20 protein-coding genes are annotated in these 18,996 nt (G+C 70.4%); 6 read left to right on the forward strand and 14 right to left on the reverse strand.

Annotation, left to right across the window (positions count from 1 at the left end; translation table 11 throughout):
• Positions 1-33: 33 nt before the first annotated feature.
• Genes ACFV9G_RS11375 through ACFV9G_RS11395 form a run of 5 tightly spaced genes read left to right on the forward strand, consistent with a single transcriptional unit; the run spans position 34 to position 5,274 of the window.
• The gene (locus ACFV9G_RS11375) at positions 34-834 is read left to right on the forward strand and encodes an ABC transporter ATP-binding protein (RefSeq protein ID WP_378727590.1); all 801 of its coding nucleotides are present in this window, start codon (positions 34-36) and stop codon (positions 832-834) included.
• Positions 831-1,685, forward strand: a complete 855-nt coding sequence (locus ACFV9G_RS11380) for an ABC transporter permease (protein ID WP_378727591.1) — start codon at positions 831-833, stop codon at positions 1,683-1,685. The genes ACFV9G_RS11375 and ACFV9G_RS11380 overlap by 4 nt, the downstream gene beginning before the upstream one ends.
• Before the next feature lie 24 nt (positions 1,686-1,709).
• Positions 1,710-2,843 (forward strand): hypothetical protein, encoded by a 1,134-nt coding sequence (locus ACFV9G_RS11385; RefSeq protein ID WP_378727592.1) that lies wholly within the window; start codon positions 1,710-1,712, stop codon positions 2,841-2,843.
• 5 nt (positions 2,844-2,848) lie between these two features.
• Complete coding sequence (locus tag ACFV9G_RS11390; RefSeq protein ID WP_378727593.1) at positions 2,849-4,087, forward strand: amidohydrolase family protein; 1,239 nt, start codon at positions 2,849-2,851, stop codon at positions 4,085-4,087.
• Positions 4,084-5,274: an amidohydrolase gene (locus ACFV9G_RS11395; protein WP_378727594.1), complete on the forward strand. Its 1,191-nt coding sequence runs from the start codon at positions 4,084-4,086 to the stop codon at positions 5,272-5,274. Before ACFV9G_RS11390 ends, ACFV9G_RS11395 begins: the two co-directional genes overlap by 4 nt.
• A gap of 12 nt (positions 5,275-5,286) precedes the next feature.
• Here ACFV9G_RS11395 and ACFV9G_RS11400 read toward each other — a convergent pair whose 3' ends face one another.
• The 13 genes from ACFV9G_RS11400 to ACFV9G_RS11460 form a co-directional block, all read right to left on the reverse strand.
• Positions 5,287-6,312, reverse strand: coding sequence for an LLM class flavin-dependent oxidoreductase (locus ACFV9G_RS11400; protein ID WP_378727595.1), 1,026 nt, complete (start codon positions 6,310-6,312; stop codon positions 5,287-5,289).
• Positions 6,313-6,325: 13 nt separating this feature from the next.
• The gene (locus tag ACFV9G_RS11405) at positions 6,326-7,078 is read right to left on the reverse strand and encodes an urease accessory protein UreD (protein ID WP_378727596.1); all 753 of its coding nucleotides are present in this window, start codon (positions 7,076-7,078) and stop codon (positions 6,326-6,328) included.
• Positions 7,053-7,784 (reverse strand): urease accessory protein UreG, encoded by a 732-nt coding sequence (gene ureG / locus ACFV9G_RS11410; protein ID WP_378727597.1) that lies wholly within the window; start codon positions 7,782-7,784, stop codon positions 7,053-7,055. The genes ACFV9G_RS11405 and ureG overlap by 26 nt, the downstream gene beginning before the upstream one ends.
• Positions 7,777-8,439, reverse strand: a complete 663-nt coding sequence (locus ACFV9G_RS11415) for an urease accessory protein UreF (protein ID WP_378727598.1) — start codon at positions 8,437-8,439, stop codon at positions 7,777-7,779. The genes ureG and ACFV9G_RS11415 overlap by 8 nt, the downstream gene beginning before the upstream one ends.
• Positions 8,440-8,444: 5 nt before the next feature.
• Complete coding sequence (locus ACFV9G_RS11420) at positions 8,445-10,139, reverse strand: urease subunit alpha (protein WP_378727599.1); 1,695 nt, start codon at positions 10,137-10,139, stop codon at positions 8,445-8,447.
• Positions 10,139-10,483 (reverse strand): urease subunit beta, encoded by a 345-nt coding sequence (gene ureB, locus ACFV9G_RS11425; protein WP_378727609.1) that lies wholly within the window; start codon positions 10,481-10,483, stop codon positions 10,139-10,141. Before ureB ends, ACFV9G_RS11420 begins: the two co-directional genes overlap by 1 nt.
• A 30-nt stretch (positions 10,484-10,513) precedes the next feature.
• Positions 10,514-10,816 carry an urease subunit gamma gene (locus tag ACFV9G_RS11430; RefSeq protein WP_378727600.1) on the reverse strand — a complete coding sequence of 101 codons (303 nt, stop codon included), beginning with the start codon at positions 10,814-10,816 and terminating at the stop codon, positions 10,514-10,516.
• Between the two features lie 12 nt (positions 10,817-10,828).
• Positions 10,829-11,506 (reverse strand): ATP-binding cassette domain-containing protein, encoded by a 678-nt coding sequence (locus ACFV9G_RS11435; protein ID WP_378727601.1) that lies wholly within the window; start codon positions 11,504-11,506, stop codon positions 10,829-10,831.
• Complete coding sequence (urtD, locus tag ACFV9G_RS11440; RefSeq protein WP_378727602.1) at positions 11,506-12,240, reverse strand: urea ABC transporter ATP-binding protein UrtD; 735 nt, start codon at positions 12,238-12,240, stop codon at positions 11,506-11,508. Before urtD ends, ACFV9G_RS11435 begins: the two co-directional genes overlap by 1 nt.
• A complete protein-coding gene (urtC, locus tag ACFV9G_RS11445; protein WP_378727603.1) occupies positions 12,237-13,331 on the reverse strand; it encodes an urea ABC transporter permease subunit UrtC in 1,095 nt (364 codons plus the stop codon). The genes urtD and urtC overlap by 4 nt, the downstream gene beginning before the upstream one ends.
• On the reverse strand, positions 13,328-14,212 hold the full coding sequence (urtB, locus tag ACFV9G_RS11450; protein WP_378727604.1) for an urea ABC transporter permease subunit UrtB: 885 nt from the start codon (positions 14,210-14,212) through the stop codon (positions 13,328-13,330). Before urtB ends, urtC begins: the two co-directional genes overlap by 4 nt.
• Positions 14,213-14,216: 4 nt before the next feature.
• A complete protein-coding gene (gene urtA / locus ACFV9G_RS11455; RefSeq protein ID WP_378727605.1) occupies positions 14,217-15,458 on the reverse strand; it encodes an urea ABC transporter substrate-binding protein in 1,242 nt (413 codons plus the stop codon).
• Positions 15,459-15,584: 126 nt separating this feature from the next.
• Positions 15,585-15,998, reverse strand: coding sequence for a MarR family winged helix-turn-helix transcriptional regulator (locus tag ACFV9G_RS11460; protein WP_378727606.1), 414 nt, complete (start codon positions 15,996-15,998; stop codon positions 15,585-15,587).
• A gap of 82 nt (positions 15,999-16,080) precedes the next feature.
• On the opposite strand from ACFV9G_RS11460, the gene ACFV9G_RS11465 reads away from it, so the two are divergent.
• Positions 16,081-17,238: a substrate-binding domain-containing protein gene (locus ACFV9G_RS11465; RefSeq protein ID WP_378727607.1), complete on the forward strand. Its 1,158-nt coding sequence runs from the start codon at positions 16,081-16,083 to the stop codon at positions 17,236-17,238.
• Positions 17,239-17,280: 42 nt separating this feature from the next.
• On the opposite strand, the gene ACFV9G_RS11470 is transcribed toward ACFV9G_RS11465, so the two are convergent.
• Positions 17,281-18,576, reverse strand: a complete 1,296-nt coding sequence (locus tag ACFV9G_RS11470; protein ID WP_378727608.1) for a DUF222 domain-containing protein — start codon at positions 18,574-18,576, stop codon at positions 17,281-17,283.
• Positions 18,577-18,996: the final 420 nt, after the last annotated feature.

The following is an 18,996-nucleotide window of genomic DNA, read 5'->3' on the forward strand; positions in this document are numbered from 1 at the left end:
GAGGACGAAACCGCGCGCTGTTTGTATACAAGAATGATCGAACGGTATACGGAGCCGCCCGTGCTGGTGGCCGGCAACAGCGTCACCAGGTCGTTCCCCAACGGCACCACCGCGCTCGCCGAGGCGAGCTTCGAGATCCGCGCCGGTGAGTTCGTCTCCTTCGTCGGGCCCTCGGGCTGCGGCAAGTCGACGATGCTCCGCATGGTCGCCGGCCTCGACGTGCCGACCAGCGGCAGCGTCGAGCGCGGCGACGGCGAGATCGGCTACGTCTTCCAGGACGCGACGCTGCTGCCGTGGCGTACGGCCCTGGGCAACGTCGTCCTCCCGCTGCGGCTCGCCGGGACGAAACTGGGCCGGATCAAGAGGCTCGAGGCCGAGGAGCGGGCGCGTGCGGCGCTCGAGGTCGTCGGGCTGGCCGCGTACGCGGACCATCGGCCGGCCCAGCTCTCGGGCGGGATGCGGATGCGGGTCTCGATCGCCCGCTCGCTGGTCCAGCGGCCGGAGCTGTTCCTCTTCGACGAGCCGTTCGGCGCCCTCGACGAGATCACCCGCCAGGACCTCAACGGCCAGCTCGACACCCTGATGGCGACCGACCCGTTCACCGGGATCTTCGTGACCCACTCGGTCCCCGAGGCGGTCTTCCTCTCCGACCGGGTGCTGGTCTTCTCCTCCCAGCCGGGACGGATCGTCGCCGACCTCCGCATCGACCTTCCCCGGCCGCGACCTGAGGGGCTGCGCTTCAGCAGCGAGTACGCCGAGCTGTGCCGCCAGGTCTCCGACGCCCTCGCCGGTGCCCACCAGAGCACGGACCCGAAGACGGAGGCCGCCGCATGACCGCGCTCCTGGAGACCCAGCCGGAGACCCGCCCGCTGACCAAGGTTCCGTTCCTGCGCTTCGACCCGGGCCACGGCAGCCGGACCGTACGCTGGGTCGCCCCCGTCCTCACCCTGGTGGTCGTCCTCGGGGTGTGGACGCTGGTGAGCACCCAGCTCCTCTCCCCCACCCGCCAGTTCCTGCTGCCCTCGCCGTGGGAGGTGCTCGAGGCGGGCTTCCTGCAAGAGGCCGGCCGGACCGAGATCTTCACGGCCCTGTGGTCGACCACGAGGATCGCCCTGGTCGGGCTGGTGCTGGCGATGGCGATCGGGGTCTTCTTCGCGGTCGTGATGAGCCAGGCCCGCTGGGCGGAGGCCTCGTTCTACCCCTATGCCGTGATCCTGCAGACCATCCCGATCCTGGCGATGGTGCCGCTGCTCGGGTTCTGGTTCGGCTACGACTTCACCTCGCGGCTGGTCGTGTGCGTGCTGCACTCGCTGTTCCCGATCATCACCAACACGATGTTCGGCATCGCCTCGGTCGACGACAACCTGCACGACCAGTTCTCGCTCTTCCGCGCCTCGCGCTGGCAGCGGCTCATCCACCTCCAGCTGCCCGCCGCGCTCCCCGCGGCGCTGGCCGGCTTCCGGATCTCGGCCGGGATGGCGGTGGTCGGCTCGATCATCGCCGACTTCTTCTTCCGGCAGGGGCAGCCCGGCATCGGCCGGCTGATCGACACCTACCGGCAGAGCCTCGACACCGACCTGATGATGGCCGCCCTCGCTGCCTCCTCGCTCGTCGGGATCGTCCTCTTCCTGCTCTTCGGCGCCGTCCTGCGCGCCGTCGAGACCCGCCGTTCCCCCCGTCGCTGACCCCCACACCCTGGAGAGAACCCCATGACGTACGCCCGTTGGACCCACATCACCGCCACCACCGCCCTCGCCGCGCTCGCCCTGACCGGATGCGGCGGCAGCGAGGAGGCGATCGGCGACCCCGACGCCCCGAAGGGCTCGCTCGCCGCCGTCTGCCCGGCGACCGTGGTCATCCAGACCGACTGGTACGCCACCCCCGAGCGCTCCCCCGCCTACAACCTGATCGGCCCCGACGGCGAGATCGACGTCGACAAGGGCGCCTACGTCGGCGAGATCGGCGACACCGGCGTCACCGCCGAGATCCGGCTCGGCGGGCCGTTCATCGGCGGTCAGCCGGTGACCGCGCAGCTGTACACCGACGACACCATCGACCTCGGCGTCGTCGCCACCGACATCGCGATCCGCGACTACGAGAAGTTCCCCACCCGTGGCGTGTTCACGATGATGCAGAAGTCGCCGTTCATGGTGATGTTCGACCCCACCAAGTTCCCCGAGGTGAAGACCTGGGACGACCTCAAAGCCACCGGGGCGCCGGTCCTGCACGCCCAGGGCGTCAGTTGGGTCGACTACCTGGTGCACGAGGGCCTCGTCGACGAGAAGCAGCTCGACGGCTCCTTCGACGGCAGCCCCAGCCGGTTCGTCGCCGACGACGGCGCGCTGTTCCAGCAGGGCTACGTCAGCAACGAGCCCTATCGCTGGGAGCACGACGTCGCCGAGTGGGCGAAGCCGACCGCCCACCTGATGCTCGACGACGCCGGCTACCAGGTCTACCAGCAGGCGTACGCGGTCCGGGCGGATGACGAGGAGACGCTGAGCCCGTGCCTGAAGGAGCTGGTGCCGCTGCTGCAGCAGTCGGAGATCGACTACTTGAAGGATCCGACGCCGGTCAACGACACCCTGATCGAGATCGCCGACGCCATCAAGGACGGTCCCCCGATCACCCCCGGCGGCAACGAGAACTCGGTCAAGGTCCAGGTCGAGACGGGCCTGGTCGCTAACGGCCCGGACGGCGCCTACGGCAGCTTCGACGTCGCGCGCGTCGACAGCGTGATCGAGAAGATGACGGCCGTGCTGAAGGACGGCGGCAAGGACGTCCCGGAGATCACCGGCGACGACCTGGTCACCAACGACTACATCGACCCCGAGATCAAGCGTTGACCCCAGTGCAGGCAAGCACCGTCATCGCTCGCATTCTCGGGGCCCGTACGTCCACCGGCCTGGTCGATCTCGGGATCGACGGCGGCGTTGTCTCGACGGTCTCCGGCCCGTCCCCCATCGGGCCGGAGACCGTCGTGGACGCCGCCGGAGCGGTCGTGATGCCCGCCTTCGTCGACGCCCACGTCCACCTCGACAAGGCCCATCTGCTCGGCGCCGGTGGGCTCGAGCCCACCGGCCCAGGCGTCGGCCCGGCGATCGCGCTGATGCAGGAGGTGCGGCGTACGCAGCCCGCGGGGATCGTCGAGGTCGGTGCCCGGAAGGGTGTGGAGTCGATGGTGCGCCACGGGGTCGTGGCCGCACGGGCGCACGTCGAGGTCGACGCCGACATCCGGCTCGACATGCTCGACCTGCACATCGCGCTGCGCGAGGAGAACGCCGAGCGGATCGACCTGCAGCTCTCGGTCTTCCCGCAGAACGGGCTCACCCGCCAGGTGACCGCGCTGATGAGCGCCGCCCTGCGCCACGGCGGTGGCGTCGTCGGCGGATGCCCCTACGTCGACGACGACCAGGAGGCCCACCTCGATGTCGTCTTCGGTCTGGCCGATCGGTTCGGGCTCCCGGTGGACCTGCACCTCGACTTCGACGACGACCCCTCGGGATCGATGGTCGCGGCCGTCGCCGAGCGCACCCGCGCGCTCGGCATGCAGGGCCACGTCACCATCGGGCACGTCACCAAGCTGGCGGCGATGCCCGTGGACGAGCAGGAGGTGGCGTACGCCCTGCTGGCCGAGGCCGGGATCTCGCTGGTCGTGATGCCGGCGACCGACCTCTACCTGGGCGGATCCGGCGAGCCCGGCAGCCGCAGCCTGGCTCCGCTGGAGCGGGCGCATGCCGCCGGCGTGCGGGTCGCGGTCTCGAACAACAACCTGCACAACGCCTTCTCCCCCTACGGCAACGGCAACCTGCTCCAGGCCGCCTGGACCGCGGGTCTCACCCGGCAGCTGGTCGGTGCTGAGATGCTGGACCTGCTCGTCGCCTCGATCACCGACCACCCGGCCGCGATCCTCGGGCGGGCCCCGCACGGCACCACGGCGGGCGATGTGGCCGACCTGGTGGTCCTGGACACCGACGACCCCCGGCTCGTCGCGCTCCAGGTGCCCTCGGTCCTGGCCTCGCTCCGGTCGGGCACGCTCGTGCATCAGCAACGCAGCATCCGTACGCAGACCATGGAGGTCACCTCATGACCGGCAGCAGAACACTTCGCAACGGCACCCTGGCCGACGGCTCCCGAGTCGACGTCTCGGTGACGGACGCTCGGATCTCGGCGGTCTCGCCCGCCTCCTCCGCGGTGGCTGAGGGAGACCTGGACCTGGGCGGCGCCCTGCTCCTGCCCGCGCTGGTCAACGGCCACGCCCACCTGGACAAGACGCTGATCGGCTCCGGCTGGCACCCGCACCGTCCCGGCACGACCGTCCGCGAGCGGGTGGCGGCCGAGCACACCCTGCGCGGCGAGGTCGGCGTGCCCGTGGTGGAGCGCGCTCGTGCGCTCGCGGAGCAGATGATCTCGTTCGGCACCGGGACGGTGCGTACGCATGTCGACATCGACCCCGAGGTCGGCCTGGCCGGTCTGGAGGCGGTCCTGGAGGTGCGCGATGCGCTCCGCGACCGGCTGCGCGTCGAGATCGTCGCCTTCCCGCAGAGCGGGATCATCACCTCACCCGGCACCGAGAAGCTCCTCGACGAGGCGCTGGCCGCGGGCGCGGACCTCGTCGGCGGGCTCGACCCGGACGGCTTCGACGGCGACGCCGAGGCCCACCTCGACGTCGTCTTCGGCCTCGCCGCCCGGCACGGCGCGGGCATCGACATCCACCTGCACGACCTGGGCGCTCCCGCGGTCCGTCAGTACTCGCTGATCGCGGAGCGGACCCGGGCCGAGGGGCTGGGCGGGAAGGTGAACGTGAGCCACGCGTACGGCCTCGGCTCGATCCCCCTCGACGAGGCCCGCCGGGTCGGTGGGCTCTTCGCCGAGGCGGGGGTCTCGGTGCTGACCAACGGACCGGCCGGACCGATGCCGCCGGTGCTGGCGCTGCGTGAGGAGGGCACCACCGTCTGGTCCGGCTCGGACAACATCCGGGATGCCTGGTGGCCCTACGGCGACGGCGACATGCTCGCGATCGCGCGGCAGGTCGCCTACCAGTCCGGGTTCCGCACGGACGAGACCCTCGCCGTCGCCCTCGACCTCGTCACCGACTCGGCCGCGCAGGCGATGGGCCTCGACGCCTACGGCATCGTCGTCGGCGCGCCGGCGGACCTGCTGGTCCTCGACGTGCCGACTCCCGCCGCGGCGGTCGCGGCCGCCCCCACCTCGCGGACCGTCCTGCATGCCGGCGAGGTGGTGGCGACGCGCGTCGAGACGGTCGAGCTGGGCTGAGTCAGCCCAGAGTCAGCCCAGCATGTCCTTGACGAGCGGCACGACCTGGGTGCCGTAGAGCTCGATCGAGCCCATCAGGTCCTCGTGGCGCACCTGGCCCTGGTCGTACTTCAGATCGAAGCGGTCGACGCCGAGGACCTTGATGGTGCCGGCCAGCTTCCGGGCGACCGTCTCGGGCGAGCCGACGTAGAGGGACCCGCCCTCGATCTCACGCTCGAAGTCGCCGGGGCTGGGCGGCGGCCAGCCGCGCTCGCGGCCGATCTGGGTCCGCATCGCCAGCCAGCCCTCGTAGACCGTCTCCCGGGCCTGCTCGTCGGTGGCCGCGACGAAGCCGGGCGAGTGGACGGCGACGCGCTGCCGAGGCGTCCCGAACTCGTCCTGGGCACGCTCGAAGAGGTCGATGTAGGGCGCGAACCGGTCGGCCGGGCCGCCGATGATCGCCAGGAAGAGACCGAAGCCGTGACGCGCGGTGCGGACGACCGACTCCGGGCTGCCGCCGACGCCGACCCAGGCGGTCAGGCCGTTCTCGGTGCGCGGGAAGACCTCCTGGTCGGTGAGCGCCGCGCGGGTGCGGCCCTCCCAGGTGACCTTCTCCTCCTTCAGCAGGGCGGAGAGCAGCTCGAGCCGCTCCTCGAAGAGCTCCTCGTAGTCGGCGAGGTCGAAGCCGAACAGCGGGAAGGACTCGGTGAACGACCCACGCCCGGCGACGATCTCGGCGCGGCCGTTCGAGACCGCGTCGAGGGTGGCGAAGCGCTCGAAGACCCGCACCGGGTCGTCGGAGCTGAGCACGGTCACCGCGGAGCCGAGCCGCAGGCGCTCGGTGCGGGAGGCGACCGCGGCCAGCACCATCTCCGGGCTGGAGACGGCGAAGTCGCGGCGGTGGTGCTCGCCCACCCCGAAGAAGTCGAGCCCGACCCGGTCGGCGAGCACGCCCTCCTCGACGATGTTCCGGATCACCTGCGCGTGGTGCTGCGGCTTGCCCTCGGCGTCGCGGGTGACACCGCCGAAGGTGTCCAGGCCGAACTCGATGTCAGTCATGCCCGTTGAAACATCAACCAGTCTTGGCGCATTCCCAGGGGGCTGCCGGGATCTGATGAGCCTCGCTCGCCAGGTGGCGCCACAGGGTGCCGCCGTGCTGCAGGTCGAGACGGCCCTCGGGACAGGCGTCGGCGGGGAGGTCGAGACCCAGGGCGGTGACCGAGCCCAGGACCCGGTTCGGGCCCAAGAGTCCGGGGGCCATCGAGCTCTCGTCCAGGTCGAGGGACTCGACCAGGAGCGGGCGGCCGTCGTGGTCATGGGCCGACCACTCGGTGCGCACCCGGCCGGGGCGCTCGCCGTGGCGGCCGAGGACGAGGGTCTCGCGCAGGGCGAGCCGGGCGTCTCGTCCGAGCGTGACCCGGGTGTCGCGGGTGACGTCGGCGCCGGCCGAGACGACGAAGGGCTCACCGGCCCAGATCAGGGTGGCGCCTGCTTCGAGGGTGATCCGGACCGACCAGGACGCGTGGCCGCCGACCATGTCGTAGGCGACGGTCCCGGCAGGCTCGACCAGGGTCAGGCTCGCGCCCTCCCCCACCTCGACCTCGACCTCGACGTGGTCGCCGGCCAGGAGCATCGCTCCGTCCGGGACCAGCGAGATCCGCGCCGAGCGGGCGTCGCTGGCGAGCAGCATCGGCCGCAGCGCCGGAGCCGTCGCCGGCCCCGTCACATCGGTCTCCACGCGCACCCGGCCGCCGTCGACCGCCCCGACCCGTACCCGGGTCCGGGCGCCACTGGTCAGCTCAGGCGTGCTGATGGTCGTGGTCATGCTCGTGAGTGTGGCTGGTGCCGTCGGCGTGGAAGTGGGGAGCCATCGGGCCCGGGTCGGCCGGGACCAGGACGCCGCCGCGGTGCCGGGTCAGCTCCGACCTCACCCACGCCACGAGCGCCTCGACGGAGGCCGGGTCGGTGCGGGAGAGAGCGATGACCGGACGCCCCTCGCGGACCGACCCCGCGTCGGAGACCATCGCGACCGGGTCGACACCGACGTACGGGGCCAGGTCGGTCTTGTTGACGATGAGCAGGTCGGCGCGCTCGATGCCGGGACCGCCCTTGCGGGCGACGTCGCCGCCGCCGGCGACGTCGATCAGGAAGATCTGGGTGTCGACCAGCGCCGGCGAGAACGTCGCTGTGAGGTTGTCCCCGCCGGACTCGACCAGGACCACGTCCAGCGGCGCGAACTCCTCCTCGAGCTCCTCGACGGCGATCAGGTTGGCAGTGACGTCGTCACGGATGGCGGTGTGGGGGCAGGCACCGGTCTCGACGGCACGGATGCGGGCCGGGTCGAGCACGCCCGCCGAGCGGAGGAAGCGGGCGTCCTCGTCGGTGTAGATGTCGTTGGTGACCACGCCGATCTCCAGATCGGCGGAGAGCTCACGGCAGAGCAGCGCGATGAGCGAGCTCTTTCCGGTCCCGACCGGCCCGCACACTCCGATGCGCAGCCCCCTGTCGTCCTTCGTCGCGTTTTCAGGCACTGAACAACCTCCTGGTCGTGTGGGCGTGGGTCTGGGCCCACAGGTCTAGCTGAGGCGCGCTGGGCGCCGGGATCTGATCGGGGTCGGTGAGCGAGGCGACCTCGGTGGCGAGCCGCTCGGCCTCCGGGAGCAGGTCGTACACCCACGAGGTGGTCTCGAGCGGGTCGAGAGGCAGCAGCTTGAGGGCTGCCGAGGCGACCGTCTGCAGGTCGTCGTACGCCACCAGCCGGCCCAGCGAGGCCGGCGCGATGCCACCGGTGGCGGCCGCCGCGGCCAGGACGAGCGGGCGGCAGGGACGCTCGAGGACGGCGACCTCCGCGACGTGCGTCGATTCCGGGAACAGGCGCCTGACCAGCCTCAACAGTGCGCGACCGAGGGTGCGCGAGGTGTCCCGCATCGAGGCCGCGGGTGTGCGCGCCGCCCAGGCGTCCAGGACCGGCTCCAGCGGCAGACCGGCGCGCAGCCGATGCAGCGCCACCACCGCCGTGCCCGCCTCGACCCGGACCACGCTGGCCAGTCGCGACCGCATGAAGACCGGCACCTGGTCGGCGGTGAGCCCGGAGCGTACGGCCGCCTCGAGCTGGCCGGACTGGGTGTGGCCGGCGACCGGGAGGCGGGCGTCGGCCAGCAGCATCATGAGCAGGTCGTCCGACATCGCGCTCAGAACATCGAGTAGAGCTGCGTCAGCGGCAGCTCGGTCGCGGGGGCGGGCTCGATCAGCTCGCCGTCGACGTGGATGCGGAACGTCTCGGGCTCGACCCGGATGTCGGGGGTCGCGTCGTTGTTGATCATCTGCGCCTTCCCGATCTCTCGGGTCGGGGCGATCCCGACCAGGCGCCGGCGCAGGCCGAGGCGCTCGGCGAGGCCGGCGTCCAGCGCGGACGGCGCGACGAACGAGACCGCATGGTCCGCCCCCGGTCCCACCAGCGTGGGTCGCATGAGCACCGGCTGCGGGGTCGGGATGGAGGCGTTCGGGTCGCCGAGGGCGCCCCAGATCAGCGCACCGGCCTTCATCACGACCTCGGGCCGGATGCCGAAGAACCGCGGGTCCCACAGGACCAGGTCGGCCATCTTGCCGGGCTCCACGGAGCCGACCTCGGCGGCGATGCCATGGGCGATGGCGGGGTTGATCGTGTATTTCGCGACGTACCTCTTGGCGCGGATGTTGTCCGCCTTCCCACCCAGCGAGCCGAGGCGCGCCTTCATCGCGTGGGCGACCTGCCACGTGCGGCAGATGACCTCGCCGATGCGGCCCATCGCCTGGGCGTCGGAGGAGGTGATCGAGAGCGCGCCGAGGTCGTGCAGTACGTCCTCGGCAGCGATCGTGGTCGCCCGGATCCGGGACTCGGCGAAGGCCAGGTCCTCGGGCACCCGCGGGTTGAGGTGGTGGCAGACCATCAGCATATCGAGGTGCTCGGCGACGGTGTTGACGGTGTGCGGGAGGGTCGGGTTGGTGGAGCCGGGGATGACGTAGGGCAGCGAGGCCACCGAGAGGATGTCGGGTGCGTGCCCTCCCCCGGCGCCCTCGGCGTGGAAGGCGTGGATGGAGCGGCCGGCGATCGCTGCGACCGTCGACTCCAGGTAGCCCGCCTCGTTGAGCGAGTCCGAGTGCAGCGTGACCTGCAGGCCGTGCTCGTCGGCCGCCCGCAGCGAGGCATCGATGGCGGCAGGGGTCGAGCCCCAGTCCTCGTGGACCTTGTAGGCGGCGGCTCCGGCCAGCGCCTGCTCGGCCAGCCCGGCAGCGGAGACGGTGTTGCCCTTGCCCATCAGCAGCAGGTTGACCGGCATGTCGTCGAGCGCGCGGTGGACGGTCTCCAGATGCCACGGCCCGCCCGTGACGGTGGTGGCCTTGGACCCCTCCGACGGTCCCGTGCCACCACCCCCGATGGTGGTGGTCCCGGTCGAGATCGCCTCGACGATCTGCGAGCGGGACAGCAGATGTACGTGGACGTCGATCGCCCCGGCGGTCAGGATCTTGCCCTCACCGCTGACCACGTCGGTGCCCGGTCCGATGATCAGGTCGGGGTGGACGCCGTCGGCGATGTCGGGGTTGCCGGAGCGCCCCAGAGCGACGATCCTCCCGGCGCGGATCCCGACGTCGGCGCGGACGATGCCCCAGTGGTCGAGCACGAGCGCGTTGGTGATCACCGTGTCGAGCGCACCCTCGGACGACGGCACCGTTGACTGGTTCATCGACTCGCGGATCGACTTGCCGCCGCCGAAGACGGACTCCTCGCCACCCGCGGTCAGGTCGTCCTCGACCTCGATCCACAGGTCCGTGTCACCCAGGCGCACCTGGTCACCGGTCGTGGGGCCGTAGAGGGCGGCGTACTCGGTCCTGCTGATCTCCACCATCACGCCTCCTTGATCTGGCTGTGCTTGATCTGGCTGTGCTTGATCTGTAGGCCGGGCACGACCCGGGCTCCCTTGAACGCCACGATCGCGACCTCACGGGACGCACCCGGCTCGAAGCGGCGCGACGTGCCGGCGGGGATGTCGAGACGGAATCCCTCGGCCGCCTCGCGGTCGAAGGCGAGGGCCGCGTTCACCTCGGCGAGGTGGATGTGGGAGCCGATCTGGACCGGTCGGTCGCCGGTGTTGAGAACGACCAACGTACGCCGCTCCGCCTCGCTCCGGTCGGTGTTGAGCCGGATGGTGCCCTCGGCGACGCGTACGGCTCCGGGCCCGCTGGACTGCATGGACATGCTGGCCTCCTCAGGCGCTGTGCTTCATGCGATGGGCTGGTGGATGGTGACGAGCTTGCGGCCGTCGGGGAAGGTCGCCTCGACCTGGACCTCGACGAGCATGTCGACGACGTCGGGCATCACCTGCTCGCGGGTCAGCACCGTGCGCCCCCGGGTCATCAGGTCGGAGACCGACGCCCCCTCACGCGCACGCTCGATCACCCAGGTGGACAGCAGCGCGACCGACTCGGGGTAGTTGAGGAGCACTCCGCGGGCGAGCCGGTCGCGAGCGACCATCCCGGCCACGGACAGCAGCAGCTTCTCGGTGTCGGACGGGGTCAGATGCATGTCGCCAACTCTCTAGACGGCCAGCTGGGATCGGACGTGATCGTGCGCCTCGGAGCCGCCGTCACCGCGCGCGGTGATCCGGCCGGACTCGAGGATGTAGTAGGCGGAGGCCGTACGCAGCGCGAACCCGACGTGCTGCTCGACCAGCAGCACGGTGAGGTCGCCGCGACCGGTGAGCTCGGAGATCACCCGCTCGATCTCGGCGACGACGTTGGGCTGGATGCCCTCGGTCGGCTCGTCGAGGATGAGCAGGCGCGGCCTGGTCAGCAGCGTACGCGCGATCGAGAGCTGCTGGCGCTGACCACCGGAGAGCAGCCCGGCGCGTCGGCCGAGCAGGTCCTTCAGCGCCGGGAACAGGTCGAGCATCTCGCTGATCCCGGCCCGGTCACCGACCAGCTGGAGGTTCTCCAGCGCGGTCATGTCGCCGAAGCTCTGCTGGCCCTGGGGGACGTAGCCCAGACCTCGCTTGACGCGTGCGCTCGGGCGCAGCGCGGTGACGTCCTCGCCGTCGAGCAGCACCCGGCCGGTCTTGGCCCGGACGAGCCCGACCGCCGCCTTGAGCAGGGTCGTCTTGCCCGCGCCGTTGTGTCCCATCAGCGCCACCGCGGCGCCGGTCGGGACCTCGAGGCTGACCTCGTGGAGCACGGTGGTTCGGCCGTAGCCGCCGGTGACCGACTCGATCCTCAGCATCAGGCGTCCTCTCCCAGATAGACCCGTTGCACCTCGGCGTCCTCCCTGATCTCGGCGGCAGTGCCCTCCGCGATCACCTTGCCCGCGTGCAGCACGGTCACGTTGTCGGCGAAGCGTCGTACGAAGTCCATGTCGTGCTCGATGACCACGACGGTCCGTTCCGGGCTGATCCGGCGCAGCAGCTCTCCGGTCTCCTCCCGCTCCTCGGCCGACATCCCGGCGACGGGCTCGTCGAGCAGCATCACCTCGGAGTCCTGGACGAGCAGCATCCCGATCTCCAGCCACTGCTTCTGCCCGTGCGAGAGCACGCCCGCGGGCCGGTCCGCCAGCTCCGTGAGCCCGACGGTCTCCAGCACCTCGGCGACCTGCTCGGGTGTCCCCCGCCGCGGCAGCATCAGCCGCCACCGCGCCCGGTGCACGCCGGCGGCGATGTCGAGGTTCTGCAGCACGCTCAGCTCCTCGAAGACCGTGGCGGTCTGGAACGTACGCCCCACCCCGAGGCGGGTGATCCGGTGCGATGCCAGTGCGAGCAGGTCGCGTGTGCGATAGCGCGCCTCGCCACTCCCCTTGGCCAGACCCGTCAGGGTGTCCACGAGCGTCGTCTTCCCGGCGCCGTTGGGCCCGATCAGGAAGTGCAGCCGGCCGGGCTCCAGGGTCAGGGACACCCCGTCGATCGCCACGAAACCGTCGAACTCGACCCGCAGGTCGCTGACCTCCAGCGTCTCCCTGCTCATGCGGTGACCTCCTCCGCCACTCGTGTCTCCGGTTCCGCGGAGGTCCGGGACCCCGCACGTCCCGAGACCAGAGCTCTCACCAGCCCCAGCAGCTGCGCCAGCCCACCCGGCAGCAGCAGGATGACCAGCACGAACAGGGCACCTTGGAAGTAGGACCACGACCCCGGGAACGCCTCGGAGAGCGACGTCTCGGCGTAGCCGATCAGCAGCGCGCCGACGGCCGGACCGAGGAGCGAGGCGCGTCCGCCGAGCGCGACCCCGGCGAGCAGACCGATGGAGGCGACCACGCCGACGTCGTCGGGCGAGACGATCCCGGCGATCGGCACGAAGAGAGCACCACCGATCGAGGCCAGGACGGCCGCGATGACGTACGCCGCCAGCTTGACGTTGGCTGGGTCGGTGCCGAGGAAGCGCACCCGTTCCTCGCCGTCGCGGACGGCCACCAGCAGCTCGCCGAAGCGGGTGCGGTAGAGCCAGGCCATCGCCAGGATCGAGATCAGCAGGATCCCGGCCGCGATGAAGTAGAGCATCCGCTTGTTGGCCGGGTCGAAGAGGGCGTACCCGAAGAAGCCCTGGAAGTTGTTGAGGCCGTTGGCGCCGCCGGTGGTCTTCACCTGGCCGACGAGCAGGATCGCGAAGGCGGCCGCGAGCGCTTGGCTCAGGATGGCGAAGTACGCCCCCTTGATCCGCCGCTTGAACACCGCGAGCCCCAGCAGACCCGCCACGAGTGCGGGCAGAACGAGGATGACGACGAGCGCGAGCCCGCCGCTGCGCAGCGGCTCCCACCATCCCGGCACCGTGGCGTCGCCGTAGAGCGCCATGAAGTCCGGCACCCCGCCGGGGCCGGCGTCGGCGAGCTTGAGGTGCATCGCCATCGCATAGGCGCCGATACCGAAGTAGAGCCCTTGGCCGAGGACCAGCATCCCGCCACGGCCCCAGGCCAGGCCGATGCCGACCGCGGCGATGGCGTAGCAGCAGTACTTGGCGAGCAGGCCGAGGCGGAAGTCCGAGAGGACCGCCGGAGCGAGGACGAGCAGGCCGACCGCGAGCAGCAGCCAGCCGACGTACGGAGAGAGCTTCTTCATGCTCATGCCAGGCTCCTGGTGCGGACCGAGAGGATGCCCTGCGGGCGCAGCTGCAGGAACGCGACGATCGCCAGGAAGACGATCACCTGGGCGACCGAGCCGGTCAGGGCGTGGGCGAGGAAGGCCTGCAGCAGGCCGATGCCGAGAGCCGCGACGATCGTGCCCTTGAGGTGCCCGATGCCGCCGACGACGACCACCAGGAACGCCTGCACGATGTAGGACGTACCGAGGTTGGGGCCGGTCGACCCGAGCAGCGTGAGCGCCACCCCGGCCACACCGGCCAGGCCCGACCCGATGAAGAAGGTGGCCCGGTCGGTGCGGCGGGTCGAGATGCCGATGGTCTCGGCGAGGTCGCGGTTGCCGACGGTCGCCCGGATCTGCCGCCCGAGGGCGGTGAACCGGAGCACCGCCAGCAGCACCGCCACGCACAGCCCTGCCAGGACGATGATGAAGAGCCTGGTCAGCGGGAAGTCGTAGCCCAGGATCGGGATCGACCCGTCCAGCCAGCCCGGCGCGGGCACCTCCTTGGCCGGAGCCCCGAAGATGTCGCGCGCGACCTGCTGCAGGACGAGTCCGACGCCGTAGGTGACCAGCAGCGTGTCCAGCGGACGGGCGTACATCCACCGCAGCACGCTCGCCTCGAGCGCCAGCCCGAGCAGCCCGCCGACCACGAACCCCGCGGGGAGCGCGATCAGCAGGCTCAGCTCGGTGCTGGCGACGATGGTCGAGACGACATAGGCGGTGTACGCGCCGGCCATGATGAACTCGCCGTGGGCCATGTTGATCACGCCCATCTGACCGAAGGTCAGGGTGAGCCCGAGGGCGATGAGGAGCAGGACCGCACCGGCGGAGATGCCGGTGAAGACCTGGGCGAGGAGTGCGTCCAACGGGCTAGTTCTTCCACCAGTCATAGGACTTCAGGTAGGGGTCCGGCTCGATCGGCTTGTCGCTGGACCAGACCGTGTCGATCAGCCCTTCGGAGTTCACCTGGCCGATGAGCGCGGTCTTGGCGATGTGGTGGTTTTCGCCGTCGACCTCGACGGTGCCCTCCGGTGCGTCGTAGGTGACGCCGCCTGCGGCGTCGATGACGTCCTCGACCGCGAACGAGTCGGCCTTCTCGACCATCCCCTTCCACAGGTGCAGCGAGGTGTAGGCGGCCTCCATCGGGTCGGAGGTGACCGCCTTGGCGCCGTTGGCCGCCTTGAAGTCGGTCACGAACTTCTGGTTCGCCGGGCTGTCGATGGTCTGGTAGTAGTTCCAGGCGGTGTACTGCCCCTCGAGGTTGCCCACCCCGACGCCCGGGACCTCCTCCTCGGCGATCGAGACCGAGAGCACCGGCATCGCCGAGGCGGTCAGGCCCTTGCCCTTGTACTCCTTGAAGAAGGCCACGTTGGAGTCGCCGTTGAGGGTGTTGAAGACGGCGTCCGCGCCGGCGGCCTTGACCTTGTCGACGACCGTGCCGAAGTCGGTCGACCCCAGGGGCTGGTACTCCTCACCGAGCACCTTGATGCCGTTGGCGGCTGCGTACTGCTTGATGATCTTGTTGGCCGTGCGGGGGAAGACGTAGTCGGAGCCGACCAGGAAGATCGACTCGATCTTCTTCTCCTGCTTGAGGAAGTCGAGGGCGGGGATGATCTGCTGGTTGGTCGTCGCGCCGGTGTAGAAGATGTTGTGGGAGGACTCCAGGCCCTCGTACTGCACCGGGTAGAAGAGCAGCGCGTCGTTGCCCTCGAAGACCGGCAGCATCGCCTTGCGCGAGCTGGAGGTCCAGCCGCCGAAGACGGCCGCGACGCAGTCGTCCTGGATCAGCTTGGTCGCCTTCTCGGCGAAGACGGTCGGCTCGGACTGGCCGTCCTCGCTGACGATCTCGAGCTTCTTGCCGAGCACGCCGCCATCGTCGTTGATCTCCTCGGCGGCCATGGACAGGGACTTGAAGACGGTCGTCTCGCTGATCGCCATCGTCCCCGACAGGGAGTTCAGGAAGCCGATCTTGATGGTGTCGCCGCTGGTGTCGACGCAGCTCTCGCTGGTCGCGGTGTCACCGGTCTTGGCGCCGCCGCAGGCGGCCGCGGTCAGGCCCAGGGCGAGCACCGAGCTGGCCGCGAGGACGCGGCTCGAGAATTTCGTACGCACGGGGGGAGGTCCTTCCATCGGACAATTGCTCTCGAATGGAAGGAATCTAGGGACGGGTTGTTTCGCCGATGTGTCGTGCTCTGGGAGGATTTGTTTCCAGGCGGAAACGTCTTCTCGCGACCGGGATCAGGACAGCGTGTCGAGGGCGGTCCGCAGGTCGCGCGCGACCCTGACGACGGCCTCGGTCTGCTGCCGGGCTCGGATCTCCCGGGCCACCGAGGCGCCCACCGGCGAGAGCGCGACCACAGCCCGGCGCTTGTCCTGGGCGTGGACCTTGCGCAGCACCAGACCGCGCTCGGCCAGCCTGTCGACGTGCCTGGTCAAGGTGGCGGCGGGGACCGCGGCGCCGTCGGCGAGACGGGTCATGGTCTGGCCCGGCTCGTCGAGCAGCACGCTGAGGACGCGCCACTGCTCCGCGGTGAGGTCGAAGTCGGCGTACGCCTCGGCAAGGACGCGTGCGATCCGGCGCTGCGCCCGGGCGAGCAGCACGGCCAGATCCGAGCTGCGCAGATCCGTGCCGGCGGTCTCGGCCACCTCCATGGCGTCCTCCCATGACTGTCTGCTGGATGCCCGCTGCGCCGAGGGCCCGACTCCCGTACCCTAACCATCCATCGGCTCAATGGTGAGTCATCCCGTCCGGTTCGTCTGGGAGCAGGTGCCGATGTCCCCGCCGTCGTTCACCCCGGCGTCGCATGCCCTGCTCGGCCTCGCACCCCGCCCGCCGGAAGCGGTCTCGATCGCCTTCGTGGTGCCGATGCAGGGCCCGACCGGCATCTACGGCCCCGGGTGCCTGGCCTGCGGCGAGCTGGCCGCAGAGGACCTCAACGCCGGCGGCGGGATCGCCGGACGACCGGTCGAGCTGGTCGCGGTCGACGCCGGTCGCGCACCCGACGAGGTGGCCGCCGAGGTGGCCCGGCTCGTCGAGCTCGGCAGGGTCGACGCGATCGCCGGCTGGCACATCTCCGCCGTACGCCAGGCGATCACCGCCCGCGTGGGCGGCCGGGCTCTCTACGCCTTCGCCGCCATGCATGAGGGCGGCGACGACACCCCCGGCGTCTTCATGCTCGGCGAGCGGCCGGTCAACCAGCTGCTCCCCGCCGCCGCCTGGATGCGGGCCAACCACGGCGTCGCCCGCTGGGCGGTGGTCGGCAACGACTACGTCTTCCCGCGCGTCACCGGGTCGACGGCCCGGGCCGCGCTGCGCGGGTCGCCCTCGGAGGTAGTCAGCGAGACGTACGTCCCGTTGGGCACCCGCGACTTCGCCGGCGTGCTGCGTGGCCTGGAGGGCGGCGAGCAGGACGGAGTGATCATGCTGCTGATGGGCCAGGACGCCGTGCACTTCAACCGCCAGTTCGCCGCTGCCGGGCTGAGCTCGTCGCTGACCCGGCTGAGCCCCGCGGTCGAGGAGAACACCCTGCTCGCCGGTGGCGCCGGCGCCAACGCCAACGTCTTCGCGGCCGCCGCCTACTTCGACGGCCTCGCCACCCCCGAGTCGGCCGGCCTGTCCGAGCGCTACTACCGCCGCTTCGGCGAGTACGCGCCCTCCCTCAACGCCGTGGGCGAGTCCTGCTACGAGTCGCTGATGTTCCTGCGTCAGATCGGCGACGCCTGCGGCGGGCTCGAGGTCGAGTCCGCGCTCGGCCTCACCGCCCACCACAGCTACTCCAGCCCCCGAGGCCTGATGCGGATGCACGGCAACCTCGTGGACCAGGACGTCTACATCGCCGCCGCCGACGGCCTCCGCTTCGAGATCCAGGAGCAGATCGCGTACGCCTCCTAACATCTGTCGACAGTCCTCCCCCTCGCGTGACCGCGACATGGGTCACGCGGCGAGGGTGTGGTCGAGGAACACCTCGCGGAGCCGGAACTCTGCCGGCGACAGGGGTGGTGGATCTGGTGACCAGGTGTCTGGTGGCGGGCTCGTGTAGATGTGCCCGGTGGGTGTGATGGTGATGATGCTGCCGTCGGGTCCCGGTCTGGCCTGCCAGCCGAGCGCTTCCTTGGCTTGGTTGCATCGTTCGCAGAGCCCTTGGAGGTTCTGGGCGGTGGTTTCGCCGCCGTCAGCGTGGCGCTGGATGTGGTCGATGTTGCGGATCAGGGCATCACACCCGTTGGTGCGACAGGTCCCACCGTCTCGGGTGGTGATGAACTCCGCGAGCCCGTCGGGTGCCTTCCGTGAGCGGGACTCCATCGCGACCAGTTGCCCGGCCGGGTCGGTGAACAGTCTGCGGACGAAGACCTCGGCATCGTTGAGCGCGTCGCGGGCCCAGGCGGCCGGGACGGGTCCGTAGCCCTCGACCAGGGCGGGCTGGTCCGCGTCGTTGGTGAGGGAGTCGGCGGTCATCACGATCTTGACCTCGATCCGAGGCTTGGCCCCGGCGGCGCTGCGGCCGGTGACCCGGTCGACCAGGGTGTCGGCCATGACCTGACCACGAGTGCGTTCGTCACCCGCCGCGTGGGCGGCCTTGGCTGCCTGATCCAGGGCCGCGAAGACCGCAACCCCGTCCTTGACCGGCAACAATGCACCGAGCCAGGTCATCGTGTCCGGCGCGGGCCGGACACTGACCCGACGGTCCTTGACGGCGCTTGCGGCCCGGGCGACAACGGAGGCTTGGTCGAGGGTGATGGCGAGCTTCTTGGCGGCGTTCTCGAGCTGCCGCAGCCCCATCGAGACGACCTTGGGGATCTCCCCGTCGGGTCCAGGACCGCAGAGTTGATGGTCGATGACCCGCCGATCCTCCACCGAGAGGCACGCCGTCTCACGAGCCAGGATGGTGGCCTGCCACTGGGAGAACAGTCCCGCCTTCATCAATGCGAAGGTGTGCGGCATCTCGGCGATCAGGATCTTCGCCAACCCGAGGAGCTTGGCGCCCTTCTCGGGTGAGACCCGCCGCGCCAACGCAACCTGGGAAGCCACCCCTTCACCAAGCTTGCGGGCAGGAACACCGGCCGCCGATTGACGCTCGCGGACGGCTTCCTCCAGACGTACCGACGCCTGGGCTTGGACGGCCCCAGCGGTGCACTTGACCTGTTCGAGACGAGCGATCCAGTCGACCAGCTCACCCTCGGACGCACCCGGAGGCGGCCCGTCGAGGAGGCGGTCGATCGTCTCGTACATACCGGTGATTATATGCGATCGAGTGCCGTAGCGCGACCTATTTATGCTGGTCAGATGACAGTTACGCAGTCAGCGAACAAGACACGTGAACTCCGCGCCACTCTCTCGCCGCCGCCCCGATACAGGCGAAATCTTTCTCGATCGGGTGCCGAGTCAAGGACCGCGAAAGCGGCCGGCGAAGCCGGCGCCCGAAGGGCGTCCTTGACGCGGCGCACGATCGAGAAACACTCAAAGAACGGGTCGGCGGCGAACCCTGAAACGAAACACAGTCGCCAACCGAGCCTCCCCCAACCAGAAGCAACCGTGTTGGTCTCGACACGCCTCCGCCTAGCGGCTCCGGCGGCTCGACCAGCGGAGAAGCCCAGCGGCTCCGACGGCCCGACCAGCGGAAAAACCCAGCGGCTCCGACGGCCCGACCAG

The organism is Nocardioides sp. NPDC059952 (genome assembly GCF_042730435.1).
Classification (GTDB): domain Bacteria; phylum Actinomycetota; class Actinomycetes; order Propionibacteriales; family Nocardioidaceae; genus Nocardioides.